Source organism: Streptomyces sp. WZ-12 (genome assembly GCF_028898845.1).
In the GTDB taxonomy this organism is placed as follows: domain Bacteria; phylum Actinomycetota; class Actinomycetes; order Streptomycetales; family Streptomycetaceae; genus Streptomyces.
Genome location: NZ_CP118574.1, coordinates 3,766,748 through 3,781,427 on the forward strand (window position 1 = coordinate 3,766,748; position 14,680 = coordinate 3,781,427).

At 75.6% G+C, this 14,680-nt stretch carries 9 protein-coding genes; 4 read left to right on the forward strand and 5 right to left on the reverse strand.

Annotated elements, in window-relative coordinates; genetic code table 11:
• The first annotated feature begins 21 nt into the window (after positions 1-21).
• Together PV796_RS15840 and PV796_RS15845 are read left to right on the forward strand one after the other, a co-directional pair.
• Positions 22-1,764, forward strand: a complete 1,743-nt coding sequence (locus tag PV796_RS15840) for a DUF6519 domain-containing protein (protein ID WP_274913821.1) — start codon at positions 22-24, stop codon at positions 1,762-1,764.
• Entirely contained in the window at positions 1,764-2,870 is a 1,107-nt protein-coding gene (locus PV796_RS15845; RefSeq protein WP_274913822.1) for a peptidoglycan-binding protein, read from the forward strand. The genes PV796_RS15840 and PV796_RS15845 overlap by 1 nt, the downstream gene beginning before the upstream one ends.
• A 908-nt stretch (positions 2,871-3,778) precedes the next feature.
• On the opposite strand, the gene PV796_RS15850 is transcribed toward PV796_RS15845, so the two are convergent.
• The 5 genes from PV796_RS15850 to PV796_RS15870 form a co-directional block, all read right to left on the reverse strand.
• Positions 3,779-4,942, reverse strand: coding sequence for a hypothetical protein (locus PV796_RS15850; RefSeq protein WP_274913823.1), 1,164 nt, complete (start codon positions 4,940-4,942; stop codon positions 3,779-3,781).
• Positions 4,943-5,035: 93 nt separating this feature from the next.
• Entirely contained in the window at positions 5,036-5,923 is an 888-nt protein-coding gene (locus PV796_RS15855) for a hypothetical protein (RefSeq protein WP_274913824.1), read from the reverse strand.
• A 145-nt stretch (positions 5,924-6,068) separates the two neighbouring features.
• Positions 6,069-7,283 carry a VWA domain-containing protein gene (locus PV796_RS15860; RefSeq protein ID WP_274913825.1) on the reverse strand — a complete coding sequence of 405 codons (1,215 nt, stop codon included), beginning with the start codon at positions 7,281-7,283 and terminating at the stop codon, positions 6,069-6,071.
• Positions 7,280-9,964: a DUF5682 family protein gene (locus PV796_RS15865; protein WP_274913826.1), complete on the reverse strand. Its 2,685-nt coding sequence runs from the start codon at positions 9,962-9,964 to the stop codon at positions 7,280-7,282. The genes PV796_RS15860 and PV796_RS15865 overlap by 4 nt, the downstream gene beginning before the upstream one ends.
• Complete coding sequence (locus PV796_RS15870; RefSeq protein ID WP_274913828.1) at positions 9,961-11,160, reverse strand: ATP-binding protein; 1,200 nt, start codon at positions 11,158-11,160, stop codon at positions 9,961-9,963. The genes PV796_RS15865 and PV796_RS15870 overlap by 4 nt, the downstream gene beginning before the upstream one ends.
• 224 nt (positions 11,161-11,384) lie before the next feature.
• Here PV796_RS15870 and PV796_RS15875 point away from each other — a divergent pair, with 224 nt between their 5' ends.
• Entirely contained in the window at positions 11,385-12,863 is a 1,479-nt protein-coding gene (locus PV796_RS15875) for an SWIM zinc finger family protein (RefSeq protein WP_274913829.1), read from the forward strand.
• Positions 12,797-14,623 (forward strand): DUF5691 domain-containing protein, encoded by a 1,827-nt coding sequence (locus tag PV796_RS15880; RefSeq protein WP_446750598.1) that lies wholly within the window; start codon positions 12,797-12,799, stop codon positions 14,621-14,623. Before PV796_RS15875 ends, PV796_RS15880 begins: the two co-directional genes overlap by 67 nt.
• The last annotated feature ends 57 nt before the right edge of the window (positions 14,624-14,680 follow it).

The following is a 14,680-nucleotide window of genomic DNA, read 5'->3' on the forward strand; positions in this document are numbered from 1 at the left end:
CGTCCGAGGGGGACCCCTTCCATGCACGCTGACCTCTCCCGCATCACCTACCGGCCGGAGCGCCACTACTCCGCGGTGGTGGCGCAGCAGGGCCGGGTCCAGTTGGACGCCGACGCCAACGAGCAGACCGCGCTCCAGCTCTTCCAGGCCCGCACCCTGGCCACCGACCTGATCGGCCCGCACGGCGGCCCGCACGGCGCCACCGGCTTCAAGGTCGATCTCCGGGGCGGCCCGCACGAGTTGGACGACCTGGTCATCGGCGGCGGCCGCTACTACGTGGACGGCATCCTCTGCGACGCCACCCGCCCGCGGCCCGGCACCCCGGTGCCGGCCACCGCCCACCAGGAGGGCGCGCCCGACCCGGCGGACGCCCCGGCCGCCCCCGCCGCCGACGAGACCTGGACGTACTGGAACCAGCCCGACGGCTTCCGCGACCCCGAACGCCCCGGTGACCGGCTGCCCTCCCACTTCCCCTACCTGGTCTACCTCAAGGTGTGGGAGCGGCTGGTCACCGCCGCCGAGGACCCGGCGCTGCGCGAGGTGGCGCTGGGCGCCGCGCTGCCGGACACCGCGGCCCGCACCAAGGTGGTGTGGCAGGTGCTGCCGCTGCCCGCGGCCGAGCTGGAGCTGGACGGCGACAACCCGCCGGCCGCCGACATCCGCACCGCCTTCGACCGCTGGGCACACAAGGCCGCCACCCCCGCCTGCCGGCTGGCGGCCCGCAGCGAACGCCCCGACCACGGCGACGACGACCCCTGCCTGGTCGCCCCGGAAGCCCGCTACCGCGGCCCGGAGAACCAGCTCTACCGCATCGAGGTCCACGAGGGCGGCGCCGCCGAGGACGCCACCTTCAAGTGGTCCCGCGAGAACGGCTCCCCCACCTTCCAGGTCGACGAACTGGACGGCACCTGGGTGGAGTTGGCGTCCTTGGGCGGCGACGACAAGCTCTCCCTCCACGTGGGCGACTGGGTCGAGTTCGTCGACACCGCCTACAGCAGCCGGGGCGAGGCGGCGCCGCTGCTGCGGGTGGAGGAGGTCGACCTGCCCGGCCGTCGGGTGCGGCTCTCCGACGAGCCGGCGCCGGGCGTCGGCCGACGGCCCGAGCTCCATCCGTTCCTGCGCCGCTGGGACCACCAGGAGCCCGGCCGCGGGACGTCCGGCCCTCGGGGGTCCAGCCGGCGGACGGTCCGCCACGGCGACCGGACCGGCCGGCTCCGGCACGGCGCGCTGCCGGTCGAGGAGGGCGGCTGGCTGCCGCTGGAGGACGGCCTGGAGGTGTACTTCGAGTCCGGCGGCGCCTACCGCACGGGCGACTTCTGGCTGGTCCCGGCCCGCACCGCCACCGGCGGCGTCGAATGGCCCACCGACCCGGCGCGCCGCCCGCTGCTCCAGCACCCCGCCGGCATCGCCGTCCACTACGCGCCGCTGGCCTGGGTGCACGGCGAACAGGCCGTGCCCGACCTGCGGTTGGCGTTCCGCCCGTTGGCCACCGACATCCCGGCGGCCGGCGACGCGGCACCGGCCACGACGGACGCACCCGCCTCCCCGGACACCGGGGGCTACGAGGACTCCGGGGACCACGGGGACGACTTCGGCGGCAGCGGTGCTCCCGGCGCGGGTGACGGCGGGCGCGGCGGGGACGGCGGTCGCGGCCTGGGCACGCTGTCGACCGGCCCGGACGGCGGCTCCGGCCCCGCCCGCCCCCGCTCGCAGACCACCGCGGAGGCCGAGGCGCAGGTCGACGAGACGGGGGTGGTGGACTGATGGCCACCCCGCTGACCGGCAGCCAACTGCTCGCCGCCCTGCGCGCGGAGGGCCTGGTCCTCCACGAGGTCGGCGACTGGCGCCGGCACAACCGGAACACCAAGGGCGCCTGGGGCCCGGTGAACGGCGTGGTCATCCACCACACCGCCACCGAGGGCACCGACGCCTCGGTGAACCTCTGTTACGACGGCCGCCCGGACCTGCCGGGACCGCTCTGCCACGGCGTGATCGACAAGGCCGGCGAGCTCCACCTCGTCGGCAACGGCCGCGCCAACCACGCCGGCCTCGGCGACCGCTTCGTCCTCCAGGCCGTCATCGACGAGGAGGAGCTCCCCAAGGACCACCTCGCCGACACCGACGGCAACCGCCACTTCTACGGCTTCGAGTGCATCAACCTCGGCGACGGCCAGGACCCCTGGCCCGAGCCCCAGTTACTGGCCGTCGAGAAGGCCGCCGCCGCCCTCTGCCGGGCGCACGGCTGGGGCGAACGCTCGGTGATCGGCCACTTGGAATGGCAACCGGGCAAGATCGATCCCCACGGCTTCACCATGGACGCCCTCCGCGAACGCATCAAGTCCCGCCTGTCGAAGGCCCCGGCGGGGCCGGTGGGATTGGTGGAGCCGGAGATGTCGGTGGGGTCGGAGGGACTGGCGGCTTCGAAAGGGTCAAGGTCTTCGGAAGGGTCGGTGACGTCGAAGGGATCGGTGGGGTCGGCGGCTCCGACCGGGGCCGATGGGGTCGATGGTTCTGGTGGAGCCGATGGGGCCGAGGCCGATGGGGCTGGTGGGACTGGTGGCAGGGGTGGGCCGTCGGCGATCCCGCCGATGCCCCAACACCCGCCCTACGAGCCCTTCCCCGGCGGCGAGTTCTTCCGTTCCGGAGCCGGTGGCCCGCTGATCGTGGCAATGGCCGAACGACTGATCGCCGAGGGCTGCGACCACTACCGCCACGGCCCGGCCCCGGACTGGAACGAGGCCCACCGCAAGTCCTACGCCTCCTGGCAACGCAAACTGGGCTTCCACGGCAAGGACGCCGACGGCATCCCCGGCCGCGTCACCTGGGACCACCTCCGAGTACCGAACGCCCAGTCCCGGACGCCTGGTTGAGCGCAGGCGACTACTCAACGACGGACGCCTGGCCGGCAACCGCTCCGTGACCGGTGCCCGGCGTCTGGTGCCCGGTGTCTGGTGCCTGGTGTCTGGTGTCTGGTGTCTGGTGCCTGGTGCCTGGTGCCCGGTGTCCGGTGTCCGGTGTCTGGTGTCTGGTGCCTGGTGCCTGGTGCCCGGTGTCCGGTGTCCGGTGTCTGGTGTCTGGTGCCCGACGGTCAACGTCCAACGTCCGATGTCCGGCTGGTGTCGAGCGCCCGGTGTCTGGTGTCCGACGTCCAACGTCCGGCTGTGTCCAGTGTCCAGTGTCCGGTGTCCAGTGTCCGGTGTCCGGTGTCCGGTGTCCGGTGTCCGGTGTCCGGTGTCCGGCCGCTGGCGGGTGCCCGACGGTGGCGGCTGCCCGCCCGATGCCAACTGCCCACCCGGTGGCCGGTACCCGGCCGATACCCGGCTGATGGCCGACACCTGCCCCAGGCCGATGCCTGCCCGGTGGCGGCTGCCGGTCCGACGGTGACTGCCGGCCCAATGGCACATGACCGTCCGGCGGCGGCTGCCCCGCGGGCGCCGTTGGGGATCGGGAATACCCGCCCCGCCCCGCCACGTTGTGGCTCCGCAGGGGGCCCACGCGTCCCCTAGGGAATCCGTTCCCCTCCCCACCTAGGGGTTCCGTTCCCCGCCAAGGCCCCGCGCCCCACCCACACCCCCACCCACATCCTCACCGCTCGAACTCCCCAACGCACAACGCCGGGTGGCCCTCCCCCACAGAGGACCACCCGGCGTTTCTAGCGGGCGGGTGGGGGTGATCCCCACATCACCCCGTCCGCCTCATCCGGCTTCCCGGGCGCCCCGTTGGCCGGCCGCCGCCGCGGCCGGCCAACGGGTGCGCACCGCGCTGTTGGCCGGACGGTTCACAGACCCCGCACCGGAAGCGCGGGCACCGCCGGGATGTTGGCGGCGTTGGTCAGGTCGGCCAGGTTGGCGGGCACGGCAGGGGTCAGGCCCTTGGCGCCGGCGACGGCGTCGGTCACGGTGGCCTTGCCGTCCGTCACCACGACGGAGACGGTGCCCCGCGCGAACGGCACCGCGTCGCTGCCCACGCCCTGCGCGAGCGCGGTGGCCTGCCCGGCGACGCCCTGCGCGAACGGCAGCGCCTCGCCCTGCGCGTTCTGCACGAACACCTGGACGTGGCCGCCGACGAGGATCGCGAACGGGGTGGCCTGGCCCGCGACGTCACCGGCGAGCGCACCGGCGTTGCCGACCACGTCCTGGGCGACCGGCACGACCTTGCCGACGGCCCGACCGGCGACCGGCGGCAGCGCGTCGCCGGTGGCGCGGTCGACGACCGGCCGCACGGTGGCCAGCCCGCCCTGGGCCTGCTTGGTGAGCTGCTCGGGACGCAGACCCGCACCGGCGAGACCGGCCAGCAGGTTGTCGGCCGAACCCGGGGCCTTGGGCAGACCGGGGACCTTGGGCAGCGCCGGCACGCCGGGCAGGCTCACGGGCAGACCGCCCGGCAGCTTGGCGGCGGGGACGCCCGGGACGGCGGGCAGCTTCGGCAGGGTGGGCAGCCCGCCGTTGACCAGCTCGCCGACGCGGCCCAGGTCGGCCTTGGTGGCGACCTGGGCGACCCGCTTCACGGCCTTGGTGGCCTGCTTGGTGTCGACGGCCTTCTGCACACCACCGGTGGGCAGGCCGGACAGGCCGGTACCGCCGACGAGGCGCCGCACGCCGTCCACCAGGCCGCCGGCCTGCGGGAGTTGACCGACGGGGAGCTGGCCGGTGGGCAGTTCGTTGGCCGAGACGCCGCCGAGGACGCCGGTCGCCGTGCCGGCCACGCCGCCCGCGGTCTTGGTGACGGTGCCGGCCGCCTTCTGGGCCGTGCCGACGGCCTTCTGAACGGTGCCGGTGACCGCGCCGGTGGGCAGCTGCTTGGCGGCACCGGTGACGGTGCCGACGGCGGGCAGGTCCGGGGTGGCGGGCAGTTCGGCGGCGTTGGCGACGACGGAACCCAAGGCCCACAGGCCAGTGGCGGTGGCGGCGACGGCGACGGAACGGCTGATGGTGGAACGCATGGTGGCGATGTCCTTCGAATTCGTGAGAGTGCAGCGGGCAGACCTGTGCCGCCCCCGCGCGGCAGGTCTTTTCAGACGCGGAAGCGGTCTGCCCTAGCCGGGGAATTCGAGGATTTCGTCGGCCCGGTGACGCGTCGGAGCGCCGTCGGCCGCACGGACGCCACCGGGCAGCAGCCCGAAGCGCGGGGAGTCCGCCGGTGCGGCGGCGTGCTGGTCTCCGCTACGGGGACCGTGGCCGCCGCCCGCGGTGTGCGCGGGCGGTGCGACCGGGCCCTGCGGGCCCTGGCCCGGCAGGCCGTGGTGGCCGGCGTCCCGCTGCGCAGCGGCGGCGGGACGGGGCTGGGCGGCGACCGGGTGGTGCGATGCGGCGTCGCAGTGCGCGGGCCGGATCAGGTGCGGCGCGGCCGGGCCGTTGCCGGTGTCCGCGGTGCCGGGACCGGCCGGGGCGCCACCGGGTGCCCCGCCGTGCGCGGGCGTGCCGCCGTCGCCGGGTCGCCCCGGCTGGGTGCCGACGGGCAGTTGAACGGGCAGCGTCTCGCCGACCGCGCGGCCGATCCCGCCGATCCCTCTGACCACGCCGGTGACCCCGGCGTCCACCGGGCCGGTGATCCGGCCGGTGACGGGTGCGGCGGCCCGCTCGGCGGGGCGCACCGCGCCCTCGACCGCGGTCGCCGCGGTGTCCGCACGGCCGGCGAGCCCCGCGCCCTCGGTAGCCCCCTGGCGCGCCAACGCGGCGCCGGACTCCGGCAGTCGGCCGGTGGCCAGCGGCGCGTCGGCGCCGCCCTGGGCCTGGGCCCCGGTCAGCGCCGGCGCAGCCGGATGGCGGTCAGTGGACGTCCGGTCGGCGGCGTGTGCGCCGGTGCCGAAGGCGACGCCGAGGAGGGCGAAGCCGATCAGGAAGAGCCCCGCCAGCAGTGCGCGTCGCACGGCCACGGTGCGCGGCGGGCGCACGGCGGCAGGCAAGGCGAACACAGCGGACAAGGAGGGGACCTTCCCAAGTGGACGGGGACAGCCGCGCACAATGCCTCGGTGTCGCACCCGTCACGGGTGATCGAGCGATGCCCTGATCCTTGCACGACCCGCCAGGTGCCACGCAAGTCCCCCCGGACTTCCTGTCACCGTCCTGTCACCGTTGCTCCGCCATGTCCGGTATGGGCAGCGGCCTTTTCTCCAGTGCGGCCGCCATCACCTCCGGGAAGTGGTCCGGTGTACAGGCGAACGCCGGTGCCCCCAGGGCCGCCAGGGCCGCCGCGTGCTCCCGGTCGTAGGCGGGCGTGCCCTCGTCGGAGAGCGCGAGCAGGGTCACGAACTCCACCCCGGACGCCTTCATCGCGGCGACCCGCCTGAGCATCTCGCCACGGATGCCGCCCTCGTAGAGGTCGCTGATGAGGACGACGACGGTGTCGGCGGGGCGTTGGATCCGTGACTGGCAGTACGCCAGCGCGCGGTTGATGTCCGTACCGCCGCCGAGTTGGGTCCCGAACAGCACCTCGACCGGGTCGTCCAGATGGTCCGTCAGGTCGACCACCGCGGTGTCGAAGACGACCAGCCGGGTGTCGATCGCCCGCATCGAGGCCAGCACCGCCCCGAACACCGAGGCGAACACCACCGACGCCGCCATCGAACCGGACTGGTCGATGCAGAGCACCACCTCCTTCCGCACCGACCGGGCGGCGCGCCCGTATCCGATCAGCCGCTCGGGGACGACGGTGCGGTGTTCCGGGAGGTAGTGCTGGAGGTTGGCCCGGATGGTGCGGTCCCAGTCGATGGCGCGGTGCCGGGGTCGGGCGATCCGCGCGGCGCGGTCCAGGGCCCCGCCGAGGGTGGCCCTGGTGCGGGTGGCCAGTCGCTCCTCCAGTTGCCCAACGACCCTGCGGACGACGGCCCGTGCCGTCTCCTTGGTGGTCTCGGGCATCACCTTGCTCAGCGAGAGCAGGGTGCCGACCAGGTGGACGTCGGCCTCGACGGCCTCCAGCATCTCCGGCTCCAACAGCAGGGTGGACAGCCCCAGGCGGTCGATGGCGTCCCGCTGCATCATCTGCACCACGGCGGACGGGAAGTACCGCCGGATGTCGCCCAGCCAGCGGGCCACTTGGGGCGCCGACGCGCCGAGCCCGGCCGCCCGCGTACCGCCGCCGTCGCGCGCGCCGCGGCCCGGCCGCGGTTGCGGCCGCTGCCCGTAGAGCGCCTCCAACGCCCCGTCCCGCGCGGCGTCCGCGCCGCGCAGCGCGCAACCTGTGCCGTCCGCGGCGGCGCCGCCCAACACCAGCCGCCAGCGACGCAGCCGCTCGGCCTCCCGGTCCGTCCTCCGGTCTGACTCCCGGTCCGTCTCGATGGTCATCTTCCCGCCCCCGTCAGGTCGTTGGGCTGTCGTGGTCCCCGCGTGCCCGTGTTTCCGCTGGTGTCTACGGAGTCGCCGGTGTCCGCGCCGCCGCGACCGTCAGTCGCGACCGCGGCAGCCGCTGCGGCCCCGCTTTCCTCCATGTCCTCGTCCGCCGCGCCGCGTTGGGGTAGGGCCAGCAGGAGTCGGAGGGTCGGGAGGACGGCGGCGGCGCGGTCGCGGTCCAGGCCGGGGCCGAAGCCGGGCGCCGCCGCGTCCTCCGGGCCGGCCGCCGGGTGGCGGGGGCCGTCGGACGGACCACGCCGGACCAGCTCGCCGAGGCTGCGCCGCACTCCGCCGTCGTACTCCGCGAACGTGCGCCGCAGCAACGGCAGTACGTGCCGGAACGCGCCGTCCGGCACGCCCGTCAGCCAGCCGTCCACCAGCGCCAACAGCCGTGCGTCGTGCACCAGCAGCAGGCCGCCGTCCTGGCCGCCGACGAAGCCCTCGATCCATCCCGCGGCATCGGCGGGTGGGGCACCGGGCGAGAGGGCGAGCGCCATCAGCCGCTCCGCACCGTCGTCGGGCAGCCGTCCGTCGTCCAACAGGAGCCGGGTGGCCCGCCCGCGGAGCAGCCCGGGGATGCCCTCCCGCTCGGCGAGCAGCCGGAGCACGGCGGTCCAGCGCTCCCGTAGAGGCGTCGTCTCCGGGGCCACACCGGACGACGAGGGCGAGGGCGCCCCCGCCCGCCCCGCCCCCGCAACTCCCCCTATCGGCACGGCCCCCGCCATGCCCGCCGTCTCCGCCATGCCCGCCGTCTCCGGCCTTTCCTCCCGCTGTCCGAGGAGGCCGACGGCCCGGTGGGTGGCGTCCAGGTGGCCGCGCATCTCGGCCGCGCCGTCCGCGTTCAGGCCCGAGCAGGCCGGGGGCAGGCCGACGAAGATCCGGTCGGCCAGCCCCAGTGCCACCCCGCGGAGCACCGCCGCGTCGGTGCCGCGGACGTCCCCGTAGCGCACCGACCGGACCAGGGCGGGCAGGGCCTGGGCGAGGTGGCCGACGTCCGCGTCGAGGGCCGCGCGGTCGGCCAGTGCCCGCATCACCACCGCGAGCGCGCCGGGCAGTTCGGCGAGCAGGCAGCGCTCGGCGAGCGCGGTGACCTCGGCGAGGGTGGCGGCCTGCGGAGCGTCCGCGGCGGCCTTGGCGGTGGCGGCCGCGAGCACCGTGGTGCCCCATACGCCGGCCTCCGCGACCCGCACCGACAGCTCCGGCTCCCAGCGCAGCCGCCAGGTCTCCCGGAAGGTACCGGTGCTGCCCCGGGAGCGGGTGGGCTCGCCCCAGGGGATGCCGAGCAGCCGCAGGCGGTGGAGCAGCCTGCTGCGGCCGGCGTCGGTTTCCTTGCGGAGGTCGAGCTCCAACTCCCGTTCCCCCGCCTCGGGTTTGAGCCGCAGAGAGCGCTGGCAGCGGGTGAGGTCCCGCTGGAGCGGCACGGCCGGGGCGTCCTCGGGCACTTGGCCCAGTACGTCGCCGACCACCAGCCGGTCGTGGATCAGCGCGGAGGGCGCGTCGGAGCCGTTGCCCATCACGGCCCGGACCGCGTCGTCCAGTTCGGCGAGCCCGGCCAGCGGGCGACCGCGGACCGCCGCGAGCCCTTCGGCGAGCCGCACCGCCTCGATGACGTGGGCCGACGAGACGGCGTGGTCCTCCTCGCGCAGCAGCCGGGCAACCCTGGTCAGCCAGCGCTCCACGGGGCGGTCGGGGGCTGCGAAGAGATGCCCGTACCAGCCGGGGGAGGCGATACCGGCGCCATAGCCGCTGCGTCGGGCCAGCCGGCGGTGGGTCCACGGGACCCAGGTCACCGCCGTCTTCACCTTCGGCAGGCCCTTGAGGAGCTGCCGGTCGGCCGCCACCGTGCGGCGCGTCCGTCGATCGCCCGAGCGCGGCCGCGGGGCCAGTGCGGGAACGTGCCAGGCCCCGCACACCACGGCTACGGGGTCGCCGAACTCCCGCCGGGCGGAGCGCAGTCGGAGCCGCATCTGGGCCTCCCGCACCAGATCGCGGCGGTGCCCGCCGTCGCCGTAAGCGGCGCGCAGCTCCGCCATGGCCTCGGCGAGCGCGGCGAACGGAGCCAACGCGTCCGCCCCCGGCCCGTGCGCCGCGCGGTGCTCGACCACGTCCTCCCACCAGCGCTCGGGATCGTCGTGCCCAGCGGCCTCGGCGAGCACCCGGAGAGGGTCCAGCCGCAACCCCTCGGCCGTCGCACCGCCCGAGCCGCCCGCGCTCCCCGGGGAATCCGCCTCGCCCGCCTCTCCTGCCTCCCCTCCCCCTCCTTCTTCTTCGTCCGCCAGGGCCAGGGCATGCGCCGCCGGGAGGTCGATGAAGCGCACCGGAACCTCGCGTTCCAGTGCCCACTGCAACGCCACCCACTCCGGAGAGAAGGCGGCCAGTGGCCAGAACGCCGCCCGTCCGGGGTCGTCCACGGCGTGCGCGAGCAGCGCGACCGGCGGCCGCATCTCCGCTCGGGCGGCGAACGGCACCAGGTCGTCCGCCTCCGGAGGCCCCTCGATCAACACCGCGCGGGGCGCGCACCGTTCCAGCGCGGCCCGCACCGCCCGCGCCGAACCGGGACCGTGGTGCCGCACCCCGAGCAACACCGGCTCATCCCCGTGCCCGTCCCCGGCTACGCGCCCGCGCCCGCTGGTCATGCGCTCACCTCCCGGCAGGCGCGGTAGAAGTCCTTCCAGCCGTCGCGCTCGCGCACCACGGTCTCCAGGTACTCCTGCCAGACGACGCGGTCCGCGGCCGGATCGCGGACCACCGCGCCGAGGATGCCGGCCGCCATGTCCCCGGGACGCAGCACTCCGTCCCCGAAGTGGGCGGCCAGTGCCAGTCCGTTGGTGACGACCGAGATGGCCTCGGCCGTGGAGAGCGTCCCGGACGGGGACTTGATCTTGGTGCGGCCGTCGGCCGAGACGCCTTCGCGCAGCTCGCGGAAGACCGTCACCACCCGCCGGATCTCGTCCGTCCCCTCGGGGGCGGGCGGGAGGCGGAGCGAGCGGCCGATCTGCTCGACCCGACGCGCGACGATGTCCACCTCGTCGTCCGCGGTGGCGGGCAGCGGCAGCACGACGGTGTTGAAGCGGCGGCGCAGCGCGCTGGAGAGGTCGTTGACCCCGCGGTCGCGGTCGTTGGCCGTGGCGATCAGGTTGAAGCCGTGGACGGCCTGCGCCTCCTGCCCCAACTCCGGTATCGGCAGGGACTTCTCCGAGAGGATGGTGATGAGGGCGTCCTGGACGTCGGCGGGCATCCGGGTCAGCTCCTCGACGCGCGCGATCATGCCCTGCGTCATCGCGCGCATGACGGGGCTGGGCACCAGGGCGTCCCGGCTGGGCCCGTGGGCGAGCAGTTGGGCGTAGTTCCAGCCGTAGCGGATGGCCTCCTCGGGAGTGCCGGCGGTGCCCTGCACCAGCAAGGTGGAGTCGCCGCTGACCGCCGCCGCCAGATGCTCCGACACCCAGGTCTTTGCGGTGCCGGGCACGCCGAGGAGCAGCAGGGCGCGGTCGGTGGCAAGGGTGGTGACCGCGACCTCGATGATCCGCCGTGGGCCGACGTACTTGGGTGTGATGACCGTGCCGTCGGCGAGCGTGCCGCCGAGCAGATAGGTCGCGACCGCCCACGGCGAGAGCCGCCAACGCTCCGGCCGGGGCCGGTCGTCGACCGCCGCGAGCGCCGACAACTCCGCCGCGAAGGCGACTTCGGCGTGCGGCCGCAGCGCTTCCCCCACGGACGCCGGCCACACCGCTTCCCCCGCCGCGCCGCGGCCTCCTCCCACCGCCTCACGCGCTTCGCCCGCCGCGTCGCGCACCGCATCGCCTGCCGTCGTGATCCCGTTCTCGGACATCTCTCCCCCTCGTCGCACGATGCGCGGCCGGCACCCGCGCCGATCCCGCCGACCGCTTGCGATTCCAAGCCTGCACCCGACCACTGACAACGGCCCCAAAACCCGTTCTGACCTGCGGAGTTCGGGGCCTTCGGCAGGCGTTGTCAGTGGTCGGCCGTAGCGTCGGAGACAGCACATCCGCAGGAGGTCGACGGCGATCGACGAACATCCGCTGGGGGTCGGAGATGAGTGCGCACGGGGAACGCTGGACGACGGAACGGGTGCTCGCGCTGGCGCCTGACGAGGCTTCGCGCGCGGCGGCCGAGCGGCTCGCGGCATCGGGCCGATGGACGAGCACGAACACGGGCGTGGGCGCGGACGGGCACGCGGGCGCGGTGTGGGGAGAGTCCGAAGGCAGCGGCACCACCGCCTACCAAACGGTCATCGACCTCTACGACCCCAACGCCCCCGTATTCCACTGCAGTTGTCCGAGCCGGAAGACCCCCTGCAAGCACGCGCTGGGACTGCTGCTCCGCTGGGCCGGGTCCGTCCCCGCCAGGGAAGTCGAGGCCGGGACCGGGGACCGTAGCGGCGCGACGGGCGGCGCGGCCGCGGACGGGGACCCCCCGCCGTGGGCGACGGAGTGGCTGGCGGCCCGGTGGCAGCGGCCCGGGCGGCCGACGGGCGCCGAGGGGGCCGGCGCGCCGTCCCGTACGCCGGCGGATCCGGAGGCGGCCCGGCAGCGGGCGGAGCGCCGTCGGCAGCGAATCGCCGCCGGGGCCACCGAGTTGGAGCGGCGGCTGGAGGATCTGCTGCACTCCGGCCTCACGACGGCCGGTCACAGCGGCGGGAGCGCCGCGCGCGAGGACGGTACGGTCAGCGGCCGCGGCTCCTGGGACGAGACCGCCGCCCGGATGGTCGACGCCCAGGCTCCCGGGCTCGCCGCCCGCGTCCGGGAGTTGGGGACCCTCCCGGCATCGGGGCCGGACTGGCCGTCCCGCCTCCTGGAGGAGTGCGCCCTGCTGCACCTCCTCGACCAGGGCTTCCTGGGCATGGAGCGGCTGCCGGCCCCGCTCGCGGCGACGGCCCGGTCCCGCGTCGGGCTGACCACGGACGCCGCGGACGTACTCGCCGCCCCGGATGCGGTGACGGTCCGGGACCGCTGGCTCGTCCTGGCCCAACAGGACGCCCAGGAGGGCCCGTTGACCAGCCGCCGCATCTTCCTCCGCGGCGAGCGGACCGGCCGGATGGCGCTGCACCTCTCCTTCGGCGGCCCGCACCGCCCCTTGGACGTGGCCCTGCCGCCCGGCCTGCTGCTCGACGCCGATCTGGCCTACTACCCGGGCGCCCGCCCGCTGCGTGCCGCCCTCGGCGAGCGGCACGCCCCCGCGGCCCCGGGCCCGGTCCCGTCCGGCTGTGGCGTCGACGCCGCCCTGGCCGCGTACGGGCACGCACTGCGCGACGACCCCTGGCTGGACGCCTGGCCGGTGGTGCTCACCGACGTCGTCCCGCTACCGGCCGGGGACGGCGACGGCTGGCAACTGGCCGATGTCGACGGCGAGTCCGCCCTGCCCCTGGACCCGCGCGGTCTGGGCCATGCGGCCCTGTGGTCACTGGTGTCCATATCGGGCGGAGCGCCGCTCACGGTCTTCGGCGAATGCGGCCACCGCGGCTTCCTGCCCCTGACGGCCTGGGACCCGACCCCGGTACCACTGCCGGCCTGACCGGCCCGCCCGGCGACTCCCCCCAACTCCCCCCTTCGCACTCTTCCCGCTTCCCACTTCCCAGGCAGCCCAACTCCCCCTCCGGAGGCACCACATGCCCATCACACCCCTCTCCCCCAACGCACCCCCACCCCCAGCTCCCCTCCCCCGCCCCGTGGCCCGACCTGGTCAGCGCCGCCTTGCTGGGGACCGAGCGACGCACCCCGCCGGTGACCGTGCGGGCCGGACAGGGCGCTGCGGCCGCGCTGTTGGATGCGGCGGCGCTGAGCACCGTGCGGCGGCGCGCCGCACTGCGCCCCGCTCCGGCCGGCGAACGGCTCGCCCCGGCGCCCGTCGACCCGCGCCCGCCGCTGCCGCCGGCCGCGCGCCGCCGGTTGGCGTTCCTGCTCGCCGACCGGGGCGCCGGCTCCGGAGGCCGGCGCGGCGCGGCCCCCGATCTCACCGAGCTGCTGCCCCAGTGGTTGGCCGCCGCGGGCGAGCACGGCTACCGCGCCCCCGAGGCGCTGTTGCCCGCCCTGTTGGACGCCGCCCGGGCCCGTACGGACCTGCGGCCCGCCGCGCTCGCCCTGGCGGGCCCCCGGGGTCTGTGGCTGGCGCGCCTCAACGACGCCTGGCGATTCGCGCTCCGCGGCATCGGCGGCGCACTGTCCCTGCCGGGGACGGATACCCCGGAGGCGGTCCAACGGCTGTGGGAGGAGGGGCTGTTCGCGGAGCGGGTGGCGCTGCTGACCGCGGTGCGCCGCCGCGCCCCGGAGGCCGGCCGGGAGCTGCTCGCCACCACCTGGGCGACCGAGCGCGCCGAGGACCGCCTGATGTTCCTCGACTCCCTGGGCGAGGCCCTCACCCCGGCCGACGAGCCGTTCCTGGAACAGGCGTTGTCCGACCGCAGCCGCAATGTCCGCGCGATCGCCGCGGAGCTGCTCTCCGCGCTGCCCGGTTCCGCGCTCGCGGCCCGGATGGCCGAGCGCAGTCTGACCTGCGTACGACCGTCCCGCCCGGCTCCCGGAGCCCCGGCCAGCGCCGAGGTCCTGGCCGTCGATCCGCCGCGGCGCTGCGACGCCGGGATGGAGCGGGACGGCGTCACCCGGCAGCCGCCGTCCGACAGAGGAGAACGGGCGTGGTGGCTCGGGCAGTTGGTGGAGGCGACCCCGTTGGACCGCTGGACCACCCACCTCGGCGACCGCACCCCGGCGGAGATCGTCGCGCTCCCGGTCGCCGGCGACTGGCGGACGGAGCTGCACGACGCCTGGTGCCGCGCCGCGGTCCGCCAGCGGCACGCCGGCTGGGCGCGGGCGCTGCTGGGCGCGCCCGGGGACCCCGGACAGGCCGCCACCGAGCTGGCGCCGGCCGGCTCCTCCCGGGACCTGACGAAGCTGCTGACGGTGCTCCCTGGGGACCAACGGGCCCGGTGGGTAGCCGAGTTCATCGCCATGCACGGCCTCGCTGACGCCTTTCGGATGCTGGGCGTCTGCGCGGTGCCATGGAGTGAGCCGCTGGGCCGGGCGGTGGTCGACGCGCTGGACATCGCCCGGGACGCGGGCAGTTACCCATGGAGCTTCAGCGGGGTGATGGGCCTGGCCGAGCGCTGTCTGGACCCGGCGGCGGCCGACCGGTTGGAGATGCTCACGGCGCTCACGGACGAGCCGGAGGGCGCCTCCCCGGGTTCCGGCGGCTACTGGGCCGAGGCGTTCCAGCGGTTGGTGGGCACCCTCCGGCTGCGCGCCACCATGCACGCCGAACTCTCCGGAGAGCCGTCATGACCCCCGCGTCCGCCCTCGTCCCCCGCCCCCGGAACGCGCCGGTCCCGTACCGCCAAC

Bases quoted from the DNA above. Each gene is read 5' to 3' on its own strand.
- PV796_RS15880 (WP_446750598.1), top strand. From the start codon at position 12,797: ATGCGGCCACCGCGGCTTCCTGCCCCTGACGGCCTGGGACCCGACCCC.
- PV796_RS15840 (WP_274913821.1), top strand. From the start codon at position 22: ATGCACGCTGACCTCTCCCGCATCACCTACCGGCCGGAGCGCCACTAC.
- PV796_RS15875 (WP_274913829.1), top strand. From the start codon at position 11,385: ATGAGTGCGCACGGGGAACGCTGGACGACGGAACGGGTGCTCGCGCTG.
- PV796_RS15870 (WP_274913828.1), bottom strand. From the start codon at position 11,160: ATGTCCGAGAACGGGATCACGACGGCAGGCGATGCGGTGCGCGACGCG.
- PV796_RS15845 (WP_274913822.1), top strand. From the start codon at position 1,764: ATGGCCACCCCGCTGACCGGCAGCCAACTGCTCGCCGCCCTGCGCGCG.
- PV796_RS15860 (WP_274913825.1), bottom strand. From the start codon at position 7,283: ATGACCATCGAGACGGACCGGGAGTCAGACCGGAGGACGGACCGGGAG.
- PV796_RS15850 (WP_274913823.1), bottom strand. From the start codon at position 4,942: ATGCGTTCCACCATCAGCCGTTCCGTCGCCGTCGCCGCCACCGCCACT.
- PV796_RS15865 (WP_274913826.1), bottom strand. From the start codon at position 9,964: ATGACCAGCGGGCGCGGGCGCGTAGCCGGGGACGGGCACGGGGATGAG.